The sequence below is a fragment of the Streptomyces sp. NPDC042201 genome, from assembly GCF_055582185.1.
On sequence record NZ_JBVJDS010000001.1, the window covers coordinates 130,245 to 155,950 of the forward strand.

Consider the following 25,706-nt stretch of genomic DNA (forward strand, 5'->3'; position numbering starts at 1 on the left):
TCGGCCCAGATCTACCCCTCGTCCGGTTCCGCCATCCGCGCCCCAAAATAGTCATATGAACATACCGACAGCGCGTGGCGTACATGCGATGCGCCGGAGCCGGGGCGATCATCGCTTAATGAGCACCACAATTCGGCTCGCACAGCAGCCCGAGGCCGACGAACTGCTCGGCCGCAGCCCGCTGGCCGCGCTCGTCGGCATGCTGCTGGACCAGCAGGTCCCGATGGAGTGGGCGTTCTCAGGCCCGTACACCATCGCCGTACGCATGGGCGGGGACGATCTCGACGCACGGGAGATCGCCCTGTACGACCCCGACGCCTTCGTGGCGCTGCTCTCGGACAAGCCCGCCGTGCACCGCTATCCGGGGTCCATGGCCAAGCGTGTGCAACAGCTCTGCCAGTACCTCGTCGAGCACTACGAGGGCGATCCCGGCTCGGTCTGGCGTGACGTCGCCACCGGCGCCGAGGTGCTGGCGCGGCTGAACGCGCTGCCAGGCTTCGGGAAGCAGAAGTCCCAGATCTTCCTGGCGCTGCTGGGAAAGCAGTTCGGGGTACGCCCCACGGGCTGGCGGGCGGCCGCGGGCGCGTACGGCGACGAGGGGTCGTACCGCTCGGCGGCGGACATCACCGGGCCCGAATCGCTGGCCAAGGTCCGGGCGTTCAAGCAGGAGGCGAAGCGCGCGGCAAAGGCCGGCAAGCCCGCGGGGAAGGGCTGAGCACGAGGGGCGGTCCACGGCCTGCCGTCGGCCGGTACGCGGCCGATCTGCGGCTGATCTGCCGATACGCGTCCGTGACCTGTGGCACACCTGTTCCCACGGGGCACGCCGGTCGCTAGCTTTCCCTCACATTCGTTCGCACCGGAAGGACCCCAACCCCTGTGAACGCAACTCCCCGCAGATTCCTGGCTGTGGCGGCCGCGACCGCGCTCGCCGCCCCTCTTCTGCTGTCCGTCTCCCCCGCGTCCGCGCGACCGCACGACCCGGCCAAGGACGCGGCGAAGCTCTCCCGCGAGCTGGTGCGTGAGGCCTCCGCCAAGGACGCCTACCGGCATCTGAAGATGTTCCAGGCCATCGCGGATTCCGCCGACGGCCACCGGGCCGCCGGAACGCTCGGCCACGACGCCTCCGCCGCCTACGTGTACAGCCAGCTCAAGAAGGCCGGCTACCGCGTCTCGTACGACACCTTCGGCATCACCTACATCGAGACGCTCGCCGAGAAGCTCTCGGTCACCGCGCCGACGCCGCGCGATGTCTCGATCGCGGCCATGTCGTACACCAAGTCCACCCCGGTGGGCGGTGTCACGGCGGCCCTCGCCGTCGTCCCGGTCGACGCGACCACGGGCTGCGAGCCCGCCGACTACGCCGCCGGCGCCTTCACCGGCAAGATCGCGCTGATCCAGCGCGGCGGCTGCGACTTCGCCACGAAGCAGAAGGAAGCGGGGGCCGCCGGTGCGGTCGCCGCGATCGTCTACAACAACACCGAGGGCGCGCTCAACGGCACGCTCGGCGGTCCCGACGCCGGCGTGATCCCCACCGGTGGAATCACCCACGCCGAGGGCCAGGCGCTCGTCGCAGAGGCTGGCAAGGGCGCCGTGACGGTCTCCCTGGAGGTCCGTCAGCTCCAGGAGGAGCGCACCACCCGCAATGTGATCGCCGAGACCGAGGGCGGCAAGGCCGAGAGCACCGTGATGCTCGGCGCCCATCTCGACTCGGTCACCGAAGGCCCCGGCATCAACGACAACGGCTCGGGCTCCGCCGGTCTGCTGGAGGTGGCTCTCGACCTCGCCAAGACGCACGAGAAGCCCACCAACAAGGTGCGCTTCGCCTGGTGGTCGGCGGAGGAGCTGGGGCTGCTCGGCGCCGAGGCGTACGTCGCCGACCTCACCCCGAAGCAGCGCGCGAGCATCGCGCTGTATCTCAACTTCGACATGATCGCCTCGCCCAACGCCGCCCAGTTCGTCTACGACGGTGACGACTCGGACGGCGAGGGAGCGGGACCGGGGCCCGAGGGCTCCGCCCAGCTGGAGAAGGGCATCACCGACTTCCTCGACGGCAAGAAGTCCCCCCACGAGGGCACGGACTTCGACGGCCGCTCCGACTACGGGCCGTTCATCGACGCGGGCATCCCATCCGGCGGCACCTTCACCGGCGCCGAGGGCATCAAGACCGAGGCTCAGGCAGCGAAGTTCGGCGGCGAGGCCGGTGTCGCGTACGACAAGTGCTACCACTCGGCCTGCGACGACCTCTCCAACATCGATATGAAGGCCTTCAACGTCAACATCGACGTGATCGCCAACGCCGTGGGCACCTACGCCCATGACCTCGGCTCGCTCTCGAAGCCGGCCGTGGCGGCGCGTACCGCGCGCGGCGACAGCGGCAGCGGCGTCCCCGCCCGCGGCCACCAGCCCGCCGCGTAAACACGCAACGCGTAACCACGCGACGCGCCCTACCGAACACAGCCCCTTTCGAGCGAATCAGCGGTTCGCGCGCGGGGCCGGCGAATCCGCCGCCGAGGACGATCTCGGCGGCGGGCTCACCGGACGATGGGCTTCCGCTCTTGCTTCACTCCCGCTTTGACGCCCAATGACGCTTTTACACTCCGGCGCCATGGCTGCGCCCGGAGCCGCTCGCCCGGTAGGCTTTCCGTGTGATCTTCAAGCGCATCGGTAACGGGCGGCCCTATCCCGACCACGGCCGGGAAAGCACCCGGCAGTGGGCGGATGTCGCGCCGCGCCCGGTCCGCCTCGATCAGCTCGTGACCACGAAGGGTCAACTGGACCTGGAGACGCTGCTCGCCGAGGACTCCACCTTTTACGGAGACCTCTTCGCGCATGTCGTGAAGTGGCAGGGCGATCTCTATCTGGAGGACGGGCTGCACCGCGCCGTCCGCGCCGCGCTCCAGCAACGCCAGGTGCTGCACGCGCGCGTGCTGGAGTTGGACCGTGGCTGACCGGCACTGACCGTGGCTGACCGGCGCTGACCAGGACCGTACGGGTGAACACTGAGCCTTTCGGGGCCTTTCCCGCCACGGACGGATCAATCAGTTGATCATTTAGTAGGAATCATTACCAGCGCGCACTACGCTGCGGCCATGAGCATGCTGACTCCCCCCGGCATGGGCGGAAAGTACCGCATCACGGGTGGCAAATACCCGCGAATGCGCCGCCCCCGTCATCGCCGCAGGATCGTGCTCGCGGCTGTCGCCGCCGTTGTTGCCCTCGGCCTGGCCGGCTGGGGGACCTTGCAGCTCATCGACGTCTTCACGGGCGACGGCAAGAAGAACACCGCCGCCGGCCTGAAACCCGACTGCAAGCCCTCCAAGGCGCCCGCGAGGTCGCTGCCCAAGCCCGGCCAGATCACGGTCAACGTCTACAACGCGACCCCGCGAGACGGTCTCGCCCAAACCACCGCCGACGAACTCAAGAAACGCGGCTTCCTCATCGGCAAGGTCGGTAACGCCCCTGCCGCGTACGACAAGAAGGTCCCGGGCGCCGGAATACTGCTGGGCGCCACGCTGACCTCGGACGGTCCTTTCAGCGTCCTCGGCACCCAGCTGAAGGGGGCCACGTCGAAGACCGACACTCGCGAGACCGCGGACGTCGATCTGATCATCGGCTCGGCCTTCAAGGCGCTGACCGTCCAGGCGGACGCCGACCAGGCGCTGGCCACGCTCGCCAGCTCCACGTCCAAGGCCTGCGGGGACCTGGCCTCCCCGAAGAATCCTTAGGGCGCCTGCTTTTTTGAGGCTCGGTTCGCCTCCGGGGCGCTTTGTGCCGCTGTCGACGGTCGATCGTGCTCGGCCAGTCGTGGAGACGGGCCGGCTCGGGCCCACCGGCGGGTGCTGCCTCTCCCCTCCCCAAACGGGGCAGGGGGAGGCGGGCACTCGCCTTCGTCTCAGATGGACGCGGTTCCGTACATACGGTCACCCGCGTCGCCGAGGCCCGGGACGATGTAGCCGTGCTCGTTGAGCCGCTCGTCGACCGCCGCGGTGACCACCGTCACCGGCGCGCCCGCCAGCTCACGCTCCATCACCTCGACGCCCTCCGGCGCCGCGAGCAGCACCACCGCCGTGACATCGTCCGCGCCGCGCTTGATGAGCTCCCTGATCGCCGCGACCAGCGTGCCGCCGGTCGCCAGCATCGGGTCCAGGACGTACACCTGGCGGCCCGACAGGTCCTCCGGCATGCGATTCGCGTACGTGGACGCCTGAAGCGTCTCCTCGTTACGGATCATCCCGAGGAAGCCCACCTCGGCGGTCGGCAGCAGCCGCACCATGCCGTCGAGCATGCCGAGGCCGGCCCGGAGGATCGGGACCACCAGCGGGCGCGGGTAGGAGAGTTTCACCCCCGTCGTCGATGTCACCGGGGTGGTGATGTCGACCTGTTCGGTCCGCACATCCCTGGTGGCCTCGTACGCGAGGAGGGTGACCAGCTCGTCGGCGAGGCGCCGGAAGGTCGGAGAATCGGTGCGCCGATCGCGCAGCGTGGTGAGTTTGTGCGCCACCAGCGGGTGGTCGACGACATGAATCCGCATGGCGCCCACAGTAACCGGGGGCCAAGGCTCCACGCGCTGCCACCAAGGCGTCGGCATCAACCACCGTTACGGAGGGAAGGTGAGAAGGGGTCTCCCCGGTGAAGCCGCGGAGTTACGGACCCAGCCTTGGGGTGGTGAGGCGTCGATGCCGGACCGGTATCAGCAGGGGCAGGATCAGGACCGCGACCAGACCAGGGCCGAGGGCACGGACACGGACACGGAGATAGGCCCGGACACGGCCCCGGAGAGCGAAGCGGAGCGCCGTCGGCGGCGCGCGCAGTTCCTGCGGGAGCTGAACGAGGCCAAGGCCCTGCGCGAGCGCGTGAAGCCGCGGCAGGCCCGCGCCGCGCGGATGCGCCAGCAGATGCGGATGCGGACCTTCCGCTGGTAGCCGCTCCCGAGACACGGGGCGGACGACGCGCGGGCCGCGCGTGGGCCATATGCGGACCGTACGCCCGCCTGACGCGAGCAATGTGCGGGGCCGCATACCGGGCCCGTAAGCGGCCGTTCGCCCGGTCCCGGGGCCGGACAGAGGGCATCCGACGCGTGGGGCCGAACAGGCGCCTAATAAAATGGGCCCCCGACGCAACGGTGGAAGACCTCTCGCGAAGCGCTCGTTTCTGCCACGATTCCGAGTAGGCGGGGCAGAGCAGCGCACCGCCGGTTCGTCACACCTCTGACCAGTGGGAGAGTCACGGTGTACTTCGCCGCACTGCTCGCGCGCACCGAAGACGGGTGGGAAGCGAGCGATACAGAGCTCGACGATGTGGAGACCTTGTCGGACCTGACCGACCTGGCCCGCGACGCCTCGGTGGACGAGGACACAGTTCTCCTCTTCATCGAGCAGGAGGATGCCTGGTTCGGCATCCTCCGCGTGGAGGGCGAGGAGGACCCTCGTATCTACGTCTCCGACGCGGCCGCGGCCGCACGCTCCTCGTACGGGGAGATCCTCATTGATGAACTGCTCGGCGGGGAGGACGACGACCCGGCCGACGACTTGGACACGCTGGACCTCGACGGTACCGAGGACGGCGAACCGGACGAGAACGACGAGGAGGACGAGGACAGCCCCGTGATCGACGGGGAGACCGTGCTCTCGGGAGCCGTCGGCGACCGTGAGATTCTCGCCGACCTCGGCCTGCCCGAGGCCGATCTGCTGGCGCTGGAGACCGATGCGATGGCCGAGATCGCAGAGGCTCTGGGAGCCGCCGAAGTACTGGAGACCGTCCGCTAGTGCCGCGACCGGGAATGTTTGCGCGACGGGGCAAACCTTGCCGGGAGGGGCACGGGTGACCCGGCACGACACGGTGCCCGACCCGGTACGCGATCCGTGGCGGACGTCCATGCTCCTCGCCCTCGACGAGGCGGCACGGGCGGCCCGGTCCGGTGATGTGCCGGTCGGCGCCGTCGTGCTGTCCCAGGACGGCACGGTGCTCGCCGTGGGCCACAACGAACGCGAGGCGACCGGCGACCCGACGGCCCATGCGGAGATCCTGGCGATCCGCAGGGCCGCCGGGACGCTCGGCTCCTGGCGGCTGCCGGGCTGCACGCTGGTGGTGACCCTGGAGCCGTGCACGATGTGCGCGGGCGCGATCGTGCAGTCCCGGGTGGACCGGGTGGTGTTCGGCGCCCTCGACGAGAAGGCCGGCGCGGCCGGCTCACTCTGGGACGTCATACGCGACCGCCGGCTCAACCACCGGCCCGAGGTGATCCACGGAGTACTGGCCGAGGAGTGTTCCGCACTCCTGACCACCTTCTTCCGCGACCGCTGACCACCCCCGACACCCCCTTCCGCACCTCCCGGACCCCCCTCCGACCCCCCTCCCCTCGCCACACCGCGATATCGATTTCGGAGCACGGCCCACCGTGGGCTAAGCTCTCTCCCGGTAGCGTGTCCGAGCGGCCGAAGGAGCTCGCCTCGAAAGCGAGTGTGGGGAAACTCACCGAGGGTTCAAATCCCTCCGCTACCGCTCTCACACCCTCCTGACCTGCGGAAACGCGATCAGGAGGGTGTTTTGCGTGCGGCACGTACTGCACGACCGTGCCTCACGGGAGTCGACAGGAGAACAACTGGCCAGCGCACGAGGCACGTTGCACCTTCCCACGGAGGGATCTACCACCTGCAGTCCCTCCGAGAGGATCCCTCCAGCCCGGCCACGTCGCCGGCGATCCAGTCCGCCATCACGACGAGCCCCCTCAGATGCAGCCGCACCGCTCGCGAGGGGAACCCTGCACGGCTCCACCCCAGCCAGGTCACCAAAGACCAACTCCCGTCAGTTCAGTAAGGTCATGGGACGGCCTAAATGCCAGCACTGACAACATGCGAGGGATCGACCACATTGTTCTTTCCGGCCGCCTACCGACAGAGCCTCGATCAACGTCTCAGGCCGATCCCACTGAATGAAATCAAGGCTCCCTGCAGATAAAAGCCCAGGTCAACAAGTGTCGGCCCCGCGCCTGCGGGGGTGTTCCCGTCTGGACCCTCATGGGCCGCTGGCTCCGAGAGTCGGCCCCGCGCCTGCGGGGGTGTTCCGCAGCTGCGCAAGCAGCTCGTGGCACGCCTCGGGTCGGCCCCGCGCCTGCGGGGGTGTTCCGATGTTCACCGAGGGTGTCATCTCCGACGACGAGTCGGCCCCGCGCCTGCGGGGGTGTTCCGGGCGCCAGCGGACTCGGCGGACCGAAGATCCAGTCGGCCCCGCGCCTGCGGGGGTGTTCCGAGGCGCACGGTGACCCGCAGGCCGACGGTCAGGTCGGCCCCGCGCCTGCGGGGGTGTTCCGCTGTGCGTTGAGTTCAGCGGCGGGCGCCGGGCGTCGGCCCCGCGCCTGCGGGGGTGTTCCGTTCTTCTTCCTCGAGACAGTCGCCGCCGGAACGTCGGCCCCGCGCCTGCGGGGGTGTTCCCTTGAGGTCGGCGGACAGGTCGCCGCTCGCGGTGTCGGCCCCGCGCCTGCGGGGGTGTTCCGGCACCGACAGGGACATCGCTCGATGGCAGGACGTCGGCCCCGCGCCTGCGGGGGTGTTCCTATTCCTAAGCCGGGCCCTGAAGAGTGCCTCAGGTCGGCCCCGCGCCTGCGGGGGTGTTCCCGAACGGCGCCAGACCGAAGGCTTGCCGGTGGAGTCGGCCCCGCGCCTGCGGGGGTGTTCCGTCGAGGACCAAGAGCGGGCGGCCACGATCATCGTCGGCCCCGCGCCTGCGGGGGTGTTCCAGGGGGGAGGGGTCATGGCTGACAAATACTCGAGTCGGCCCCGCGCCTGCGGGGGTGTTCCGTCGCACCGCTGGACGGAGCGCTCCGTCATCGGGTCGGCCCCGCGCCTGCGGGGGTGTTCCCCTGGAATGCACGTGGTGCGACACCGCGTACACGTCGGCCCCGCGCCTGCGGGGGTGTTCCTATGAATCAGGGGAATACCGCCTGGTCATCGAGGTCGGCCCCGCGCCTGCGGGGGTGTTCCACGCCCCCTTCGGATCGCCCCGGCCCTCTCAAGGTCGGCCCCGCGCCTGCGGGGGTGTTCCTCCGACTGGCCGGACCCGCTCCGGCTGCACTACGTCGGCCCCGCGCCTGCGGGGGTGTTCCCCAGCGAAAGAGCCAGGAACGCGAGCAGGGATCGTCGGCCCCGCGCCTGCGGGGGTGTTCCACACGTTCGCGACCGCGCCCTTTTACTTTTCAAGTCGGCCCCGCGCCTGCGGGGGTGTTCCATCGCTTCCGCACTACCGCCGTCGGCCGCAGCAGTCGGCCCCGCGCCTGCGGGGGTGTTCCGGGCGGCAAGTGATGGATTGCTGCGGACGGTCGGTCGGCCCCGCGCCTGCGGGGGTGTTCCCCCCCGGCCACGGCTGGGGGTTTTCTGCTGCCCGTCGGCCCCGCGCCTGCGGGGGTGTTCCGTGCGACGCCTGGGTGACTCACCGGATCCCTCCGTCGGCCCCGCGCCTGCGGGGGTGTTCCACGGCGCCCGCCGGCCTTTCGGTCGGCGGGCGCGTCGGCCCCGCGCCTGCGGGGGTGTTCCGGCGATCACGGAGCACGTCCGGCGCGGCGGCATGTCGGCCCCGCGCCTGCGGGGGTGTTCCCCAGCGGGGGGCGTGACGCCGGCCCACACGGCGGTCGGCCCCGCGCCTGCGGGGGTGTTCCCACGCTCGCGCAGCCCTCCTGCTTCGGGTTCCTGTCGGCCCCGCGCCTGCGGGGGTGTTCCGACGGTTCCCTGCACATGGTGGGGTGGGGCCGGGTCGGCCCCGCGCCTGCGGGGGTGTTCCCGTGGGCGGCAACACGGGCGCCATCGACACCGAGTCGGCCCCGCGCCTGCGGGGGTGTTCCCCTCCTGTTCGTCTACCGCGACTCGACCGGTTCGTCGGCCCCGCGCCTGCGGGGGTGTTCCCATGCCAGCCAGCCCGCCGCCGCCCTTGCCGAGGTCGGCCCCGCGCCTGCGGGGGTGTTCCGACGTTCCCCATGCCCTACACCGAGGCGCGCGAGTCGGCCCCGCGCCTGCGGGGGTGTTCCGGTGTGGTAGCTCTTCGCGATCTCCTCGGCCGGGTCGGCCCCGCGCCTGCGGGGGTGTTCCTCGCAGATCTTCCGGAACGGTGGGTACCAACCTGTCGGCCCCGCGCCTGCGGGGGTGTTCCGCGCCAGCGCCTGCGAGAACTCACGGCGCGCACGTCGGCCCCGCGCCTGCGGGGGTGTTCCGCCGGGCTCGTGGAGGTTCGCGGCATCGTCGGCGTCGGCCCCGCGCCTGCGGGGGTGTTCCCCGGAACCATCAGGCCTCGGTTCGCCCGCGCCGGTCGGCCCCGCGCCTGCGGGGGTGTTCCTGGCTGGCCTTCTTCACCCCTGCAGAACTGGCCGTCGGCCCCGCGCCTGCGGGGGTGTTCCGACGAACGCCGGCGAATCATCCGACGGCGACGCGTCGGCCCCGCGCCTGCGGGGGTGTTCCCACGGCTCTGACCTGCAAAAACAGTCCGATCCCGTCGGCCCCGCGCCTGCGGGGGTGTTCCGGACTGAGCCCGATCCGGCCCCCGGACTCCCCGGTCGGCCCCGCGCCTGCGGGGGTGTTCCGGGATCACGGCTCACGTAGGGTCGGACCAGGTCGTCGGCCCCGCGCCTGCGGGGGTGTTCCGGCGTACGGGCTGAACGCCCATCTCGTCGAGACGTCGGCTCCGCGCCTGCGGGGGTGTTCCGGGCTGACGATGGTGCGCAAGCGCAAGCAGGTGGTCGGCCCCGCGCCTGCGGGGGTGTTCCGGCGACCTCGACGTACCCGACCCCGACCCGCTCGTCGGCCCCGCGCCTGCGGGGGTGTTCCGTCCACGCCGGGGACTGCCATATGAAGGGCAAGGTCGGCCCCGCGCCTGCGGAGGTGTTCCTGCTCGCCCATGCCCGCACTGCGGCATGCTGATGTCGGCCCCGCGCCTGCGGGGGTGTTCCCCGTTCTACGACCATGACCCCAAGGTCGCGCCGGTCGGCCCCGCGCCTGCGGGGGTGTTCCGCACCTCCCCGGCCGCCAGGCGAAGTACCTGGAGTCGGCCCCGCGCCTGCGGGAGTGTTCCCGACCGAGCCGCTGCTCACGGTGTGGACACGTCCGTACCAGTCCCGGCAGAGGCCGATCGAGGAGGACTCAGCGGGATGGAAACGGCGCGGTATGTCCGCCTCTCGGGAAAAGCCGCACAGGTGAAACGGGGCGCGAAAGCGGGCTCAAATCCCTCCCACTACCACTCCCACCACCCTTCCGACCTGCGAAAACGCAACCAGTATGCGGCAAGAACACAACCGGCTCACACCCCGGACGCCTTGCCCCCTCCCACGGGGCGATCTACCCCTACGGCCCTTCCGAGGCGATCCCCGCAGCTGGCCTGCTCAGGTACCTCATATCAAGGCCCACCCGTCCTTGACAGACAAGCGGGCATGGCGCGGAGCCCGAAAAAGCGGAATACCGCGGGGCGGGTGGGGGCGATCGGTCAGAGGTGCCTCTGGGCCCACACAGCGAGGATGCTGATGGCGCCGGTTCCAACGCCATAGCAGGCGCCCCGGAGCATCTGATCGGCAGCGGTCTGACGCTGGCTGAGGACCCAGCGGAAGAGTCGCCTCATGATCCTGATGGCCTTGTGTAAGAAGAATCGAGCGGAGCTGCAGTCCATGGTCAAGGTCCTTATATTGCGGGGCCCCGTTTACAGAATGGCCTAACGACTGGGGCATCACTTGGACACGTCTAGAAAAGATCGACGAGGGAAACGCGAAGGCCGTCCGCACCCAGAGGTGCGGACGGCCTTCGCGCCTTGTTACTGAAGTGACCCCCGCCACTGCGAGGCCAGAACCCATGCGACATGGCACGCCCAGTCGTCAGGCCAGGGCAATCCCCGCGCATGCAGGGCAACAAGAACCTGCTGGACACCGACGAAATCTCACCGAAAGACTACGCCGGGCATCAACACGAAGACGACTGCGTGCCTCGTGCCCGCGAACCGAACGGCGATTTGGTCACCGTCGGTTGCGGGCCGAGAGGATCAGGCCATCAAAGTCAGCCGGCCGCCAGCGGTCTCGGCCGGCTGTCCGGATGGCCCAGCCCTGTTCGTTGGAGGCGGGTTCAACGAGGACTGCTTGGCCGTCGCCGATGCGGGTGGCGAGGAGTTCCCAGAGGCGGTCACGGATGCGGCGGCTTGGGTTGCCGACGAAGACGCCAGCGTTGACCTCGACCATCCAGCGGGTGAGATGGCCGCGGAGCCCGTCGGGAGCGGCGATCAGGACGATGACGGTCATGAGGTCTGCTCCGGAGGCTCTGGTGATTTCGGGGGCTCCGGTGAAGGTGGTTCCTCGAATTCCGGTCCGATAATGGCAATGTGCTGCTCGCCCATACCGGCGTCGGTCAGGTCCATCGGGGCGGGTCCATCCGGTTCCGCCTGATCGGCGAGTTCGGCGGGGGGCGAGGCATCCGCCGAGTCGTGCGGCGCATCGGCGGCCCAGTTGACTCCTGCGGCGACCGATCCCAGTCGTTCGTCCCACAGTTCGCTGGTCTCCGGAGTGTCGAAATCAATGCCCGGTGGATTCAGAAGTGCTTTGACGTCATGCACGATGCGGCCCAGAAGCTTGGTTTCGGCGATCTGGTTGCGGAGGCCGATGCGGGCGTCCCGTTCGTCGGTGAGTCCCTGGGCAGTGAGGTCGAAAGCGAGGGGAAGGGTGTATTCGGCCTTGTAGAGGTCAGCGATGTCGAGGACGAAGGAGATCGCCGATCCCGTGTGGACGAAGCCGAGCCCGGGGCTGGCGCCGAGCCCGACGATGACGGCGTGGCAGATGCCGTAGAGGGCTGCGTTGGCGGCGGACAGCAGGCGGTTGAGGTCGTCGCCTGCGGCGAAGGCGTCTCCGGCCTTGTAGACGCGGCCGTCCCAGGGAACACCGCTGCGGCGTGAGTGTTCCTGGTAGAGCTTGCGGAAGCGGGCGCCTTCGCGGCCTCGGAGCTGCTGCATGGTGGCTTTGGTGACGTCTTCGCCAGGGAAACGCATGCCGTACATGGCACGGGCGACGTTGAGGCGTTCCTTGGGCCGGGTGATGAGCCATGCCTGGCGGTGGAGGAGGCCGGCGCTGCGGCTGGGGCCGAGTCCGGCCGCGTACATCCGTACGCCTTGTTCGCCGACCCAGCAGATGGTGGTGCCGGAGTCGGCGAGGAGGCGGATGGCGCCGTGGGTGACGCGGGTGCCGGGGCCGAGCAGCATGACGGCGATCATGGCGGCCGGTACGCGTACGGTTTCGCGTTTGTTCACGATGACGACGGCGTTCTCGTCGCGGTCGAGGTGGCTTCGCTCGACGTAGACGCTGGATACGCGGTCCACGATGCGGTGGAGGTCGTGCGGGTCGGCTTTCCACCAGGGCTCGGCCATGGCTCAGTCCTTCTGTGCGGGGAGCGGGGCGAGGGTGAGGAGGCCGCAGCCGTAGGCCTTGGAGGGGCCGATCCCTTCCAGGAGGCGGGTGGTGAAAGCCGTGGGATCGGTGATGCGGAGATGTCCCTCAAAGGTGGCGCTGTGGAAGGTGACGCGGGGGCCTTTGCCACTCTTGGTGAAGGAGTGGCGCTGCCGGTCGGTGATACGGACTTCGCGGAGAAGGTTGGTGTCCTGGCGTGCCGCCTGCGTATCCGGCGCGGTTTCCGGATTCGGGCGGTCGAGGCCGGGAGCCGGGGAGTCTAGGCCAGGCGCCGGAGGGTCGGTGCGCGATGCTGGGATGTCGAAGCCCCAGCGTTCGGTGCGGTCGAGGAACCAGCCGAGTTGGGCGGCGACGGTGCGGTGCCCGAGTCGGAAGCCGCGTTCGCGGTTGCTGTCGGTACGGGTGGCCAGGCGGGCGGCCTGGGCGGGGGTCGGGGTTTTCGGTGCCTGGGTGTTCTGGACGGGGCTGGCGGTCAGGCGGAAGGCGAACTCGCGTCCGGCGGCGAGCTGCCGGAGGAGGGGGGTGTAGTCGCGGACAGCCGCGTGTTCCCCGTCGGCGTCGGGCCAGCCGGCCTGCTCGATCACATGCGTCCAGTCGGGCTTGGAGCTGGTGAGGACGAACAGATGGGGGCGGTGAGGGTTGTCGGCGTCCAGCCGCCACAGGACGCGTTCGCTGCCCGCTGCGCCCGGGATACCTCCCATGACGGCGCCGTGCATGGCGCGGGGGCTGGCGAGCAGCAGGCGGCTCTGTGCCCGGAGCGGGTTGATGCGGATACGCGAGAGATAGGTCATGGCGGTCACCAGCCCAGCAGGGCGAAGGGGTCGTGTCCGGCGTCGTCGTCCGAACCGTTGGGGTCGTCGTGGACTCTGGGGAAGCCGGTGGGGATGCTCAGCCAGTCGTGCCGTACGCGTCGGCTGGTGAAGGTACGGGCATGCGGGTGGAAGGAGACGGGGGCGTCGTGGAGGATGTCGTCGCCGTCCGGATCCTCGACGGTGACGGCGCGGTCCACCCGAGCCGGGTAGAGGGAGTGGCCCAGGTTGCGCTCGCGGCCCCGCTGGGCGGCGTATTGTTCGCGGGCTCGTCGGGACGCCTGCCAGGGCTCCTGCCGCAGCACGTCCTCGATGCTTCCGTCGCGCACGCCGTGGGAGACCGGTTGGGTGGGCGGACACGAGCGGCGGCCCAGTGCGAGGGGGAACGCGGGTGCGCGAACCGCCTGGTCGAGTGCGGTGAGCAGGGGGCGGGGCCCGGCCACTGCGGCGAGGAACACCGCGTCCTGGAGGTAGTAGCGGGTCGTCACATGGGTGTTCTTGGCGGGGGAGGTCGGCTTCTGGATTCCCTTGGCGTTCACACCGGCCTGGGGCAACGGACGGCCCCGGTAGTCGCTGACGGTGTGGTAGTCGCGCAGCAGGGTTCCGGGCTGGTCGACACGGATTCCCAGTCGCAAGGGCAGGAGTTCGTCGAGGGGGTCCTCTCGGGCGAGTCCGGAGGCTGCGGCGAGCAGGCCGATCACTCCGGACTTGGTGGGTTCCGGGCTGGTCTCGCGCCGGTTGAAGGTGCTGCGTGAGCCCCATGACTGGAGCGGGCCGGCGAGGCGGAGCAGCAGTACCGCGTGCCCCTCGTCCTGCGGGGCGGGTGATGACGCGGAGGTGAGGGGCTGCGTCATCGGGCGGCCTGCTTGAGGGCGTCGGTGAGGTGAGTGCGCAGGCCGTTGAGGAGCTGGGGGAAGGAGAGTGCTTCGCCGAAGGTGTGCTCCAGCAGCTTCGCGGTGTCGCCGGTTTCGGCGAAGGTGTGGCACAGGGCGGTGAAGGCGGGGGTGTCGCCCCAGGTGCTGACGGCTCTGGCGTGCTCGTGGGCCAGCCGGGTCGCGGAGGCTGCCGCGATTCCTGAGGAGCCGGCGACCGGTTCTTCGAAGGCGGAGACGAGGTTAACGGGCTGGTCGGACCGTACGGTGACGGCGACGAGGCTGGGCAAGGTGCGGTGCGCGAAGGAGTTCCCGTACCCCGAGGGAATGGAGCGCGCGAACGAGGTCATGAACTCCTCTACCGCGGTCACCGCCGCTTCCTCGTCCGTGAGGTTGTCCACGAGCTGGTGCAGGCCGACGGACGCGTAGCGATAGAGGGTCGCGGAGTTGAAGCCGATGGTGCCGATCATGCCGGCGCCGGTCTCCTCCCCCTTCTCCTGTTCGTCGTCCACCGCGGTGAAGTAGTCGAACTCCAGCTCCACCGCGTGGGTGGAGAGGGCGTGGGCGACCTGGGTGGCCGCCTCAACGTTGAGCGCCGGAATGTCGGCGACCATGCGTCCGAAGAGAGCGACATCCATGGGGTGCCCGGTGCTGAACTCCTTCTGGACGGAGAGCTGTTTGATCTCGGCGGTCAGCTCTTCTTCGTCCAGGGCGACAAGTTCGGCCGCCTTGTCCTTGACCAGGGCTGCGACGGCGTCGAGCTGGCGGCGTCCGTAGAAGAACAGATAGGCGGTGTCGCCCTCCTTCTTGCCGGCGCTGATCTTCAAGGGCGCCAGGAGGGCGCCCGCCAGACGGTTCGCGGCCTCGGCATCCAGGTCGGTCACGGAGGCGATCCGTTTGGCGAGCGCGCCGCCCATCCGCCGGGTACGGGTGGCGAGGTCCTGCTTGGGAATGCGCTCGGTGAAGTGGGTCCGGGTGGCACGTTTCCATGCCTGGGAGGAGACACGTGAGCGGCGCACGCCGCCGAAGTACGCCTCCTTGGGGTTGCCCTGGTCGTCCCGGTTGAGGTTGGCCGGGGGCACGGTCTGCAAGATGTGAACGTCGATGTAGGTGCGGGACGCGGGCAGCGCCATGAGTCCTCCAACAGTTCGGCCAGTGTCAGTGGGTACGTGGAAGGCGCGGCCCTGACGGACCGCTACGGGTAAGGTGATAGGGGTGCCGGAGCCGGGTGTCAGCTCGGTCGGCTCACCGGAGGACGCGGCGCGGTCAGCGCGCCTTCGCCGGAGATTCCTTGTCGCCGCGGGCGCTCCACGCGTGATAGGCGAGACCCCAGTCCCGGCGGACGCTCTGCCGGAATTCGGCGTAGTGCCAGCGCTTGATGTCCTGAAGCAAGCGGTCGTAATCGAGCGGCTGTTCCACGGAGCGCAGCTGGGTGACCAGTCCACGCAGCCGGTAGACCAGAGCGGTGACGGAGGAGGTGTGAACCGCTGCGGCGACGCGGCGGTCGACGGCCTCCTCACTGAAGCGTTCGCTGCGGTGCAGGGTCCGCAGTGCGGTCCCCACGTGGATACCGGGCTTGTGCATGGGGCGGCTCTGGCTTTGCTGGTGCAGGCCGTAGAGCGACAGGGCCGCGTGTTCGGCTTCCAGTTCTGGCGTTACCTGCCCGTCGACGGGGCTGGTGTAGAAACGCCAGAGTGCGGGTACGGTGCCAGCTGGTCGCCCCAGGCCGGAGCGCAGAGCTGCCAGGTCCTCGCCGGGCGTGTGCATAGGCGTCCTGCTTGCCTGCTGCTTCCGCCAGGCACCGTTGCTGTCCACACGTTGCGCCCAGTAGCGGCGGAGGTTGGGGGTGGTGGCATGGGTGGTGTCGGTCTGCGGAGCGGTGGACACAGCGGTCTCCTTCGGTCAGAAGGCCATCAGGCCTGAAGTGGTGCCGGGAACGCGCAGAGTCATGGTTCACCGGCCCTTGCGCTGTGCCGAGCGGCGGGTGAGGACCGCGTCCAGACGGTCGCGGAAGCTCTTCTCTGCGGTGCTGAGCCGGTACACGTAGTCCTTGCCGTCCCTGCTTACCGAGCGGCCGGTGAACAGAGCGGGCGCGGCGGTGGAGAAGACCTGCTCAGCCACCTTCCACGTTGCACGTCCGGCTTTCTCCTCCCAGGCTTCAAGACCGCGCTCGGACTGGTCGAAGTCCTCTCCTACCGTGCGCAGACCGGCCAGCAGGCGCCGCACGACCGGGTCGAGGGCATGCAGCAAGGTGTCGCCGGGGCGCTGTCCCTTGTCCCAGGGAATCGGTTCGCTGCCTGCGGCCCGCCGCAGATCCGCGGAGAGGTTGTTGACAGCCGCGGCCAGTTTCTCGGCCTGCTCCACAGCTGCCAGGAGCGAGCCGTAGATGACGCCGCCCGGGTCCAGTGCGGTCAGCGGCAGCGGAATCCGGTCGAAGAAGACGTCTTCGATGACGGCGGACTGGTTGCCGTAGGCGATACCAGTCAGCTCCACCTGGAGCGGGTACGCCTCCGGCATCCGGTCCACCGTATCGCTGAGGGAGCTGAGCAGGACACTGGAGCGGAAACCGGCGCGGGTGGCGGTCGCGTCGTAGTCCGTAGTGGCGCTCTCGACTGCCAGCAGGGCTTCAAGACCGCGCCAGGCGGCTCGCCCCGGCTGATGCCGGCGGGGCCGCTCGCTCGTCGGCGCCACGGTCTTGCCGGTCTTGCCGGTCTTCTTGGTGCGCGATGCGGGACGGTCCCTGATCCAGGTGGTGTGGGGCTCGTCGGCGGGCGTCGGGGCGAGCCGGTCGCCGGCCGCCACGATGACTCGGGTGACCCGTGTCCCGGCCGGGGTCTCCTCGGGGATCAGTCGGATACGCCGTGACTGCCAGGTCCACAGATCCAGCAGCCCGCGAGCAGGCCGCGTCTGCCAGGCGGCGGTGGCACACGACAGGGTGTCTTCGACCCTGCCCTCCTTTGCGCGTCGGGACCACTGCGGCAGGTCGTCCGACAAAGGTGCCTGCCCGAAAGGGACGTTCAGCAGAAGGGTCTCGTACACCGTGCGCCCGACGGGCATCACGACGCCCAACTGGCCCAAGGGCCCGGTCGGGTTGCCCGTCGTCTTTCCGGATTTCGCCTGCGGGTCTCCCACAACGCCGGTCTTAATGGCGGCCGTGTCCCAGCAGTGTGTGTGCACAAGCCAGCGGGCGGCTTGCGCGGGAGTCAGTTCGAGCGGGTCGCCCTCCGTGCGGGAGGAGAACAGCGGCACATTGTTCCCGGTCGCCGCCGTCGCGACCAGCAGAGCCGATCCCTTCGTCTCCCCCTTGGCCGTGTGCAGTCCGGCGACCTGCCCGAAGGGATCAACAGGATCGAACAGGTCGAAGAGATGACGGTTATCGCTCAGATAGCCGTCCAGCTTCTGCCGCTGCTCCGGCGTGAAGGCACCGGCCCGGAACATCGCTGTCCACTGGGCGGGGTCCGCCGGTCGGCCGAGAGCGTGCACCAGGATGGGCAGCAACAACTGGCGGAAGATTGCGGGCTTCTGAGTCGCCGGATCGACCACGAGGTCCTGTAACCGATCGGCCTCCAGAAGAAGACGACGCAGCCCAACCTCTTCAACCGCACCAAGATGCGCCGAACTTGACCCCGTGACGCCGTCCAGGACCCGTACGGGCAGCCATGGCTCATCCAGCAAATTGAACAACTCGGTTCCCCCCAAGCCCTTCCCCATCTCATGACGCATAAGGAACTCTACACATCAGCGTGCGACTTGAGATGGAAATGAAGAAGGACCAAATCATTGGCCAAAGGTCCCCACGATTTTGACTGATATCCTGGAAGAGTCCTTTCGTTCTCCAGGACCGTCCCAAAAGAAATCTGCCGCATCTCGTCCCGGGGGCTCCGACGACCGGTACCTCTCCTCGTACGTCCTACGGGACGCGGAGCGCCGATTTCGCTCTCCCCTATCTCCCCGGCCCGGCAAGAGCCCTCTCCTCCACCAGCCCCAAGTCCCGCTCATAACGCACTGTCCGATCGGCGAGAACAGTCCCGCGTCCGGAGTCAAGGACGAGTGCCGGGCTGTATCCGAGCCGCGGGTGACCGAGCCATCCGGGCAGCGGAGCAAGCTCCAGAGCCGCTGCCGCCGTATAGCGCGGGGGAAGCCTCACCGTCCCGCCGAGGACCTCCTCCAGCAGATCGTCCGGCACATCGCCGTTCACCGTCAGGGCACGACCCGACAGCGTCCGGTACGTCTCACCGTCCTGAATTACGACGATGACCTCTGTACTGGCCTCACCGTCACGGACCACGGCGTCCAGGTCTGTGTCACGGCCCGCACCCGGAACCGAGCAATAGTGCAGTCCGGACAGGGTCGTCCCCTCTTTGTCACCCCGCCGGGTCAGGAGATAGCCGGCCGCGTTGTCAGCGCGCCGCCGCTGCTCGCCCTCCCATCGCAGCCGGGCCGACTCCGCGTCCTTGCGCCATGCCTGCGGCATCCCGTCCTCGCCCTCCCCGTAGCCGGCCGCAACCAGCTCGGGCACCTGCCCCGGGATGCGCCAGCTGTGCGCAGCCGTGAACAACTGCACAGCCGCCCGAAGCAGGAGGTGCCGCCCGTAGATGAACTCGGACCCGCCGAGAAACCGTGGCGCGGGACGCTCAAGTGCCCTCGCGCAGCCTTCAAAGCCCGCACCCTCGCACGTACCGTCCGCGTCGGCGAAACCAGTGATCACCACACGAGGTCTGGCCAGCCGAGCGCAGCGCCGAGTCTTCTCATGCCGGTGCAGGCGGCCGACCCGCTGAAGCACCAGGTCGATCGGGGCAATGTCGGTGATGAGGAGATCCGCATCGACGTCGAAGGACTGCTCCGCGATTTGAGTGGCGACCACGATCAACCGCTCGGGTCTGCTCGGCGGCCGGCCCTTCTTCTCCGCGCCGAGCAGGCGCAGGCACTCTTCCGTACGGTCAGCTCGCGGCCCGACCGCGATGCGCCCGTGCAACAGGAGCACATCGTCACCGAAGCTTTTGCGGAGTTCTGTATACAGAGACTGCGCGCGGTCAACGGTGTTCCGAATCACCAGCGCACACCCGCCGTCGGCAAGCTCGCGGCCGAGATACGTCGCAACCGAGGCGTTGACCTCCGCCTTGACCGCCTCCCTCTGTTCGTACGACGCCTGCGGGCCGGGAATCATCTCTGGCATGAACTCGACCGCGACGGACAGATCGTCACGCCAGCCGGCACAGTCCTCGACACCGAAGCGCGGACCGGAGCCATCGGGCGCCATCCACGCGGCGCTGACCGACGGATAGCCCTGCGGATCGGGCAAGCTCTCGGCCGTGAACTCCTCACGGGATGCGGCGCCGGCCAGGTAAGCGTCGATCAGCTCGCGGCGCTGCCGCGGCGGAAGCGTCGCGGACAACAGGACCACCGGCACACCCGCCTGCCCCAGCCAGCGCAGGCCCTCCTTGAGGAACTGGGACATGTAGACATCCGCGGCATGGATCTCGTCGAGCACCACGACTTTGCCGGCCAGCCCCGCCATACGGAGCATCACATGTCTGGTCCGGGTCGCGGCGAACAGCAACTGATCGATGGTCCCCACCACGAACGGACACAGCAGCCCCCGCTTCGCGCCCAGGAACCACTCCGCAGGCCCACGCGAAGACGGCTGGGGCAGCACTCCTCCTCCTACGGCCACGCTGCCCCCGTACAGATCGCCGTCTCCGTACAGATCGTCGCCCTCGCACTCGCCGTACTCGTCGATTCCTCCGAACCGGGCCTCGGAGGCTGAGGCGCAGCCTGACTCCAGCAGTTCCCGCCACTCCTTGTTGAACATCCGCTTTCCATGAAGCAGGGCGACCTGAGAGGCCAAGTCCTCGTCAATCGCGGCCACCCACGTTCTGACCTGGCTGAACATCGGGTCGCTGGTGGACTGTGTCGGCATCCCCACGAACACGCCGTCTGCCCCGAACTTCGCTGCCAGGATCTCGGCCGCCAGCATCGCGGCCTTCGTCTTGCCCTCCCCCATCGGCGCCTCGACCACCAGCAGCCCCGGAGCCTCCATCCTCCGCGCCGCCTCCATGACCATCCTCTGCGACGGACGAGGACTTTGCCCGAACCGGTCACCGAACGCCTCCGGCCCCGGCTCGGCCAGATGACCCCACCCACCACGCAGGCGAAGCGCCTCCCACGCCAGTCCGGCGCGCACACGGGCGTGGTCAAGGGTCACCTTCGCCAGGACATCGACACCCTTGAACTGCCGCTCGTCGCTGGCGATCCAGTCCGCCATCACGATGAGCCCACTCAGATGCAGCTGCGCCGCCCGCGAGGGAACCCGGCACGGCTCCACCTCAGCCAGGTCACCAAAGCCCAGCTCCTCAGTAAAACGCTGTACCAATGCCTGCTGGACCTCGGGCCAAAGACCACCACCAGCCAACTGCCCCCGCGCCTTACGCGCCGGCTTCGTGGCGGCGCGGTCGGGGAACGCACCGTGGTGCCCCGCCACCAACGGCCATACCCAGAAAACCTGTTCCTCGCGCCAGCCGCCCTTCGGCAGCAGCTCCTGCAGCAGATACCCACCAGCCCGGTCATGCCGCCACCTACACCGAGCGATCGCAGGCTCGGACCAGCCAAGCCCAGCCGCACGCACCGACTCTGCGCCCTTCACCCACATCCGCTGAAAAGCCGGTGTCGCCTTCCCACAGTCATGCACCCCACACAGCCAGGCGAACAGACGACGCCCCCTACCCATGCCTCCTGCGGTTTCATCCAACATTCGCCTGGTGGACGGTGCCAGGAAGCCGTCCCACATACGTTCCGCCACCGCTGCCGTGTCCAGGAGATGCGACAACAGCAGATTCATCGTCCCTCCGGCCTTCTCCTCGGACTTCCCCCACAGCACACCAAGAAGATCACCGCAACCACTGCCCGACTCAACACCGCTTCCGGACACGCCACCCGCTCCACTCAGTTCAGTAAGGTGACTGGGTAGCCTAAACCCAGCGCCGACAACGAGTGAGGGATCGACCACAATTGTTCTTTCCCGCCGCCTACCGACGGGCCCTCGGTCAACATCTCAGGCCGATCCCACTGAATAAAATCAAGGCTCCCCGCAGATAAGAGCGCAGGTCAACAAGTGTCGGCCCCGCGCCCGCGGGGGTGTTCCCGGTGGCGCGGCTGTCGCCGCGCGGCGGGTGCTGTCGGCCCCGCGCCCGCGGGGGTGTTCCTTCTGGCGGCCGCAGAAACCGCCGGGCTATGTGGTCGGCCCCGCGCCCGCGGGGGTGTTCCCCATCGACCGCATCAGCAACGGCGACTGACGTCGTCGGCCCCGCGCCCGCGGGGGTGTTCCGGCTGAGCCCCCGACCTCCTGACGCCCCCGCCCGTCGGCCCCGCGCCCGCGGGGGTGTTCCTGGATCATCGGTAGCCTGGAGTCCCGTTTTGGAGTCGGCCCCGCGCCCGCGGGGGTGTTCCGGCGCCGGCGGAACCTGCCGCGGATGCCGCCGTGTCGGCCCCGCGCCCGCGGGGGTGTTCCGATCTTGCGGCGCACCGCCACCGTCCGGCCGTAGTCGGCCCCGCGCCCGCGGGGGTGTTCCGCGAAGCGGCCCGGACGCCACATCCGGACCGCTGTCGGCCCCGCGCCCGCGGGGGTGTTCCGTAGCCGACGCAGTCTTCCCATTCGAGGGAGATGTCGGCCCCGCGCCCGCGGGGGTGTTCCGGGTCGGCACGTGTGGGAGCCCCACGCGGCGATGTCGGCCCCGCGCCCGCGGGGGTGTTCCCGCCGGTTATTCCGTCCGGGCCCGTCACGTCCTGTCGGCCCCGCGCCCGCGGGGGTGTTCCCTGGCGCCCGGTTGCGGCCACGTCCTGGCTCACGTCGGCCCCGCGCCCGCGGGGGTGTTCCCTGCCGCCGACTGTCGCATCTGCGCTTCCATGGGTCGGCCCCGCGCCCGCGGGGGTGTTCCCCAGCGGGGGGCGTGACGCCGGCCCACACGGCGGTCGGCCCCGCGCCCGCGGGGGTGTTCCGCAGCAGCCGTGGGCGCGTGAGGGCGGCGTCTGGTCGGCCCCGCGCCCGCGGGGGTGTTCCTGCCGCCCGGTACGCGGACTCGGTGCCCGCGTGGTCGGCCCCGCGCCCGCGGGGGTGTTCCTATGAATCAGGGGAATACCGCCTGGTCATCGAGGTCGGCCCCGCGCCCGCGGGGGTGTTCCTCGCTTGAGTTCCGGATTCACCAGGTTGGCGTGGTCGGCCCCGCGCCCGCGGGGGTGTTCCGGAACTGGAGCGGCGCGGCGTACTGGTGACCACGTCGGCCCCGCGCCCGCGGGGGTGTTCCCTCGACCTCGTACTTGTTGATCCTCATGTCAGTGTCGGCCCCGCGCCCGCGGGGGTGTTCCTACGATCGGACTTCCGTCCGATGCCGTCACGACGTCGGCCCCGCGCCCGCGGGGGTGTTCCCGGGAGCCCCTCGCATCCGCACGCCGTGCCGTCGTCGGCCCCGCGCCCGCGGGGGTGTTCCCCGCCGGCCGCCGCGCCAGCGTTCGCGAACTTGGTCGGCCCCGCGCCCGCGGGGGTGTTCCTTAGCGTGGGAGTGGCCCTCGTGGCAGCGGTAGGTCGGCCCCGCGCCCGCGGGGGTGTTCCCCGAGAGTGAGCGCGGCCGCTACCTCCGCAGGCGTCGGCCCCGCGCCCGCGGGGGTGTTCCGGTGTCGCGCTTTGGCGCGCTTCGATTTCGACAGTCGGCCCCGCGCCCGCGGGGGTGTTCCCTGCTGTCACGGGGCTCCGCCATGCCAGGAACGGTCGGCCCCGCGCCCGCGGGGGTGTTCCACTGCGTACGCGTGGATGGTTCCCTACCTGAATGTCGGCACCGCGCCCGCGGGGGTGTTCCGGGGGTGACTGTGGTGGTGCGTGCCCCGGGCCCGTCGGCCCCGCGCCCGCGGGGGTGTTCCTACTTTCCATTGGTGATTCCCTCCCACGCCCCCGTCGGCCCCGCGCCCGCGGGGGTGTTCCTCTGATCCCAGAAAGGATCAATCCCATGGGAATGTCGGCCCCGCGCCCGCGGGGGTGTTCCGCAGGTCCGCAAGATGCTGCTGGAGCTTCAGCGGTCGGCCCCGCGCCCGCGGGGGTGTTCCGCGAAGAAGCTCCCGACGTTCCGCGTCGAGAGCGTCGGCCCCGCGCCCGCGGGGGTGTTCCCGAATTCCCCACACCTTTGCATCACGATCCGCAGTCGGCCCCGCGCCCGCGGGGGTGTTCCGCAAGGTGGACGGGGCCGACTTCGCCGGGGTCGGTCGGCCCCGCGCCCGCGGGGGTGTTCCCTGATCCGCGCCTACGCCCGGGAGCTCGCGGAGGTCGGCCCCGCGCCCGCGGGGGTGTTCCGGCGATGATGCCGGAGACGGTGTTGCCGGTCACGTCGGCCCCGCGCCCGCGGGGGTGTTCCCCCCCGGACCGCCTTCGGTCCGGAGCCCAAGACGTCGGCCCCGCGCCCGCGGGGGTGTTCCTGGCAACGGGATCCCCGGTCTACGTCCTGGTCCGTCGGCCCCGCGCCCGCGGGGGTGTTCCCGCAGCGCCTGCCCGGAGCTGAGCTTCCTTGACGTCGGCCCCGCGCCCGCGGGGGTGTTCCGCTCGACGCGCAGAAGGCCAGCGCGGATGGGTTGTCGGCCCCGCGCCCGCGGGGGTGTTCCGCCGGGCACAGCGTGGCGTACATCCTGGACCAGGTCGGCCCCGCGCCCGCGGGGGTGTTCCTTCATTCTCGGCCTCGGCCTGAACTGGGCCGTCGTCGGCCCCGCGCCCGCGGGGGTGTTCCTCCGGGGCCGGCGGGCGTCCACCTCCGCGTACAGTCGGCCCCGCGCCCGCGGGGGTGTTCCGTAGGCGGCTGCGTTGTGCTTCCTCCCGTCACGGTCGGCCCCGCGCCCGCGGGGGTGATCCGAGGAGGTGGGCGGTACCGACGTCGCGCTCATCGTCGGCCCCGCGCCCGCAGGGACGTCCTCCGCAACGTGCCCGAGATGCTCGAGATGCTGACGCCGGCTTCACACGTACACGGTTGACCCCACACCGAGCTCGCGGGCTCGGCCGATATATCGATGGCGTCCAAGGTCGTTGGACACCCCACGGTGGCGGAACCCCAGGCCCGAGAAAGACGCATAAGCACCAGCAGGAAGCATGCCACGATTCATATCAACCGAGCTGCCCGAGTCGGCTCGTCACTGATCCCAGGCCGCAGAAGTACCCGGCAAGCCATAGGGGCAGTCCAGCCTCTCAGCCCGCGTCACCTCACACATCAGTTACACAATGCGACTATCCGCAAGGATCGATCCACACCCATCAAAGGCAATGTGGAGGATCCTCCAGCGGCATCAGGGATACAGAAGCGACGGTCATCACGCAGCCCGGATCATCCGCCGAGAAGGCGGGCGAAAGACGCCGGCGGGGCCCATCCTCGCCGTGCGGAACGTTCCGCACCGGAACCGTCAGAGGCCGATCGAGCAGGACGCAGCAGGATAGAAACAAGGTGGTATGTCCCACTCTCAGGAAAAACCGCAGGTGAAACGGGTCACGTAAGCGGGTTCAAATCCCTCCGCTACCGCTCTCACACCCTCCTGACCTGCGGAAACGCAGCCAGGGGGGCGTTTTGCGTGCGGCACGTACTGCACGGCCGTGTTGCTCGCCCAGGCGCTCACAGTGCGGTACGAGCACAACTGGCCGACGCTCCAGGCGACTTACGCCCACATCCCGGAGGGATCTCTCCCTGCGATCTCTGAGGGCCCCCTCTGCCAGCCCGCGCATCCGGCTTTACATCAGGGCAAAGCCGTTCAGGACCAACAAGTGGGCACAGCCCAGCCCAGCCGTGCAACGCAACGTCGTCCGCGATGGGATGGGCAACAGCAGACCTCGACAGCCTGCCGGTCATACCCGTAGCCAGAAACTCTCGTAGATCGATCGCGTAGTGCGTCCGCGTGGGTGGCCGCAGGGCCTGAGGGTGTGGAGACCGCGTGCGTAGCTGCCTGGGGAAGAGTTCTGGAGATCACCCCCAGGGTAGCGATTTTTCCGACGAAAGTACCTGGTCACAGAGTGGTGCGAGATTTTGGCCACCCAGGGAGCCGTTTAAACGTTGCAGATATTTCGATTGTTTCGGATACTGCAACTGTCGGCTGTAGACGCGCCGTCTACCGGAGTAGCAAGGGGTGCGCGATGACGAAGACAGACATCAGGCCAGTGACGATCCCCCCTGAGCAAACCGAGTCCACGAATCAAGCCCTCAGGCAGGTCCGCGGCTACCTGGAGACCCACCAAGACCGCCGCGAGATCACAGTCACCGTTGAGGACGGCGAACCGGAGCCGCTGACCCTGCCCCGCGAAGCAGTCGAGCTCCTGGCCGGCATGCTCGCGCACCTGGGAGCCGGGCGCGGCGTCTCCGTTGTCCCGGCGGATGCCGAGCTCACCACCCAGCAGGCCGCTGACATGCTCAACGTCTCGAGGCCCTTTCTCGTCGGACTCCTCAACGCTGGCGAGATCGAGTACCGAAACGTCGGAACTCATCGCAGGATCAAGGCGTCCTCGCTCATGGAGTACAAGCAGCAGGACGACCTGAGGCGGCGCGTAGCTGCCGACGAGCTGACACAGCTCGGCCAGGAGATGGGACTGATGTAGTC

General features: G+C 69.4%; 17 protein-coding genes, 1 tRNA gene and 2 CRISPR repeat arrays. Of the genes, 9 read left to right on the forward strand and 9 right to left on the reverse strand.

All coding sequences use genetic code 11. The features are described 5' to 3' along the window. Positions 1-118: 118 nt before the first annotated feature. From ACZ6MZ_RS00550 to ACZ6MZ_RS00565, 4 genes are all read left to right on the forward strand, one after another. Positions 119-715 (forward strand): HhH-GPD-type base excision DNA repair protein, encoded by a 597-nt coding sequence (locus ACZ6MZ_RS00550; protein ID WP_389789928.1) that lies wholly within the window; start codon positions 119-121, stop codon positions 713-715. A 161-nt stretch (positions 716-876) separates the two neighbouring features. Beyond that, positions 877-2,415: a M28 family metallopeptidase gene (locus ACZ6MZ_RS00555; RefSeq protein WP_389789926.1), complete on the forward strand. Its 1,539-nt coding sequence runs from the start codon at positions 877-879 to the stop codon at positions 2,413-2,415. A 230-nt stretch (positions 2,416-2,645) separates the two neighbouring features. Next, positions 2,646-2,948 (forward strand): type II toxin-antitoxin system VapB family antitoxin, encoded by a 303-nt coding sequence (locus ACZ6MZ_RS00560; RefSeq protein WP_041987019.1) that lies wholly within the window; start codon positions 2,646-2,648, stop codon positions 2,946-2,948. A gap of 141 nt (positions 2,949-3,089) precedes the next feature. Beyond that, the gene (locus ACZ6MZ_RS00565; RefSeq protein WP_389789925.1) at positions 3,090-3,725 is read left to right on the forward strand and encodes a LytR C-terminal domain-containing protein; all 636 of its coding nucleotides are present in this window, start codon (positions 3,090-3,092) and stop codon (positions 3,723-3,725) included. Between the two features lie 167 nt (positions 3,726-3,892). On the opposite strand, the gene upp is transcribed toward ACZ6MZ_RS00565, so the two are convergent. After that, the gene (gene upp, locus ACZ6MZ_RS00570) at positions 3,893-4,531 is read right to left on the reverse strand and encodes a uracil phosphoribosyltransferase (protein WP_384334814.1); all 639 of its coding nucleotides are present in this window, start codon (positions 4,529-4,531) and stop codon (positions 3,893-3,895) included. A gap of 145 nt (positions 4,532-4,676) precedes the next feature. Here upp and ACZ6MZ_RS00575 point away from each other — a divergent pair, with 145 nt between their 5' ends. The 4 genes from ACZ6MZ_RS00575 (at position 4,677) to ACZ6MZ_RS00590 (ending at position 6,501) form a co-directional block, all read left to right on the forward strand. Continuing rightward, entirely contained in the window at positions 4,677-4,922 is a 246-nt protein-coding gene (locus ACZ6MZ_RS00575; protein ID WP_384177952.1) for a hypothetical protein, read from the forward strand. 306 nt (positions 4,923-5,228) lie between these two features. Further along, complete coding sequence (locus tag ACZ6MZ_RS00580; protein WP_384177955.1) at positions 5,229-5,765, forward strand: tRNA adenosine deaminase-associated protein; 537 nt, start codon at positions 5,229-5,231, stop codon at positions 5,763-5,765. 109 nt (positions 5,766-5,874) lie between these two features. Beyond that, a complete protein-coding gene (gene tadA / locus ACZ6MZ_RS00585) occupies positions 5,875-6,303 on the forward strand; it encodes a tRNA adenosine(34) deaminase TadA (protein ID WP_384178592.1) in 429 nt (142 codons plus the stop codon). A 113-nt stretch (positions 6,304-6,416) separates the two neighbouring features. Further along, positions 6,417-6,501 (forward strand) — tRNA-Ser (locus ACZ6MZ_RS00590). A 474-nt stretch (positions 6,502-6,975) separates the two neighbouring features. Further along, positions 6,976-10,053: direct repeats of the CRISPR family, unit length 28 nt; unit sequence GTCGGCCCCGCGCCTGCGGGGGTGTTCC. 928 nt (positions 10,054-10,981) lie between these two features. Here ACZ6MZ_RS00590 and cas2e read toward each other — a convergent pair. The 8 genes from cas2e to cas3 form a co-directional block, all read right to left on the reverse strand. Then, positions 10,982-11,260, reverse strand: coding sequence for a type I-E CRISPR-associated endoribonuclease Cas2e (gene cas2e / locus ACZ6MZ_RS00595; RefSeq protein WP_469348943.1), 279 nt, complete (start codon positions 11,258-11,260; stop codon positions 10,982-10,984). Continuing rightward, complete coding sequence (cas1e, locus tag ACZ6MZ_RS00600) at positions 11,257-12,375, reverse strand: type I-E CRISPR-associated endonuclease Cas1e (RefSeq protein WP_389674986.1); 1,119 nt, start codon at positions 12,373-12,375, stop codon at positions 11,257-11,259. The genes cas2e and cas1e overlap by 4 nt, the downstream gene beginning before the upstream one ends. Before the next feature lie 3 nt (positions 12,376-12,378). Continuing rightward, positions 12,379-13,206: a type I-E CRISPR-associated protein Cas6/Cse3/CasE gene (gene cas6e / locus ACZ6MZ_RS00605; RefSeq protein ID WP_469349614.1), complete on the reverse strand. Its 828-nt coding sequence runs from the start codon at positions 13,204-13,206 to the stop codon at positions 12,379-12,381. A 5-nt stretch (positions 13,207-13,211) separates the two neighbouring features. Next, on the reverse strand, positions 13,212-14,078 hold the full coding sequence (cas5e, locus tag ACZ6MZ_RS00610) for a type I-E CRISPR-associated protein Cas5/CasD (RefSeq protein WP_469348944.1): 867 nt from the start codon (positions 14,076-14,078) through the stop codon (positions 13,212-13,214). Continuing rightward, positions 14,075-15,229 (reverse strand): type I-E CRISPR-associated protein Cas7/Cse4/CasC, encoded by a 1,155-nt coding sequence (gene cas7e, locus ACZ6MZ_RS00615; RefSeq protein WP_469348945.1) that lies wholly within the window; start codon positions 15,227-15,229, stop codon positions 14,075-14,077. Before cas7e ends, cas5e begins: the two co-directional genes overlap by 4 nt. A 133-nt stretch (positions 15,230-15,362) precedes the next feature. Continuing rightward, a complete protein-coding gene (gene casB, locus ACZ6MZ_RS00620; RefSeq protein WP_469348947.1) occupies positions 15,363-15,983 on the reverse strand; it encodes a type I-E CRISPR-associated protein Cse2/CasB in 621 nt (206 codons plus the stop codon). A 66-nt stretch (positions 15,984-16,049) separates the two neighbouring features. After that, positions 16,050-17,819, reverse strand: a complete 1,770-nt coding sequence (gene casA, locus ACZ6MZ_RS00625) for a type I-E CRISPR-associated protein Cse1/CasA (RefSeq protein WP_469348948.1) — start codon at positions 17,817-17,819, stop codon at positions 16,050-16,052. Positions 17,820-18,039: 220 nt separating this feature from the next. After that, complete coding sequence (cas3, locus tag ACZ6MZ_RS00630; RefSeq protein ID WP_469348950.1) at positions 18,040-21,024, reverse strand: CRISPR-associated helicase Cas3'; 2,985 nt, start codon at positions 21,022-21,024, stop codon at positions 18,040-18,042. A gap of 185 nt (positions 21,025-21,209) precedes the next feature. Next, positions 21,210-24,043: direct repeats of the CRISPR family, unit length 28 nt; unit sequence GTCGGCCCCGCGCCCGCGGGGGTGTTCC. Between the two features lie 1,202 nt (positions 24,044-25,245). On the opposite strand from cas3, the gene ACZ6MZ_RS00635 reads away from it, so the two are divergent. Next, positions 25,246-25,704, forward strand: coding sequence for a helix-turn-helix domain-containing protein (locus ACZ6MZ_RS00635; RefSeq protein WP_384177958.1), 459 nt, complete (start codon positions 25,246-25,248; stop codon positions 25,702-25,704). Positions 25,705-25,706 lie beyond the last annotated feature (2 nt).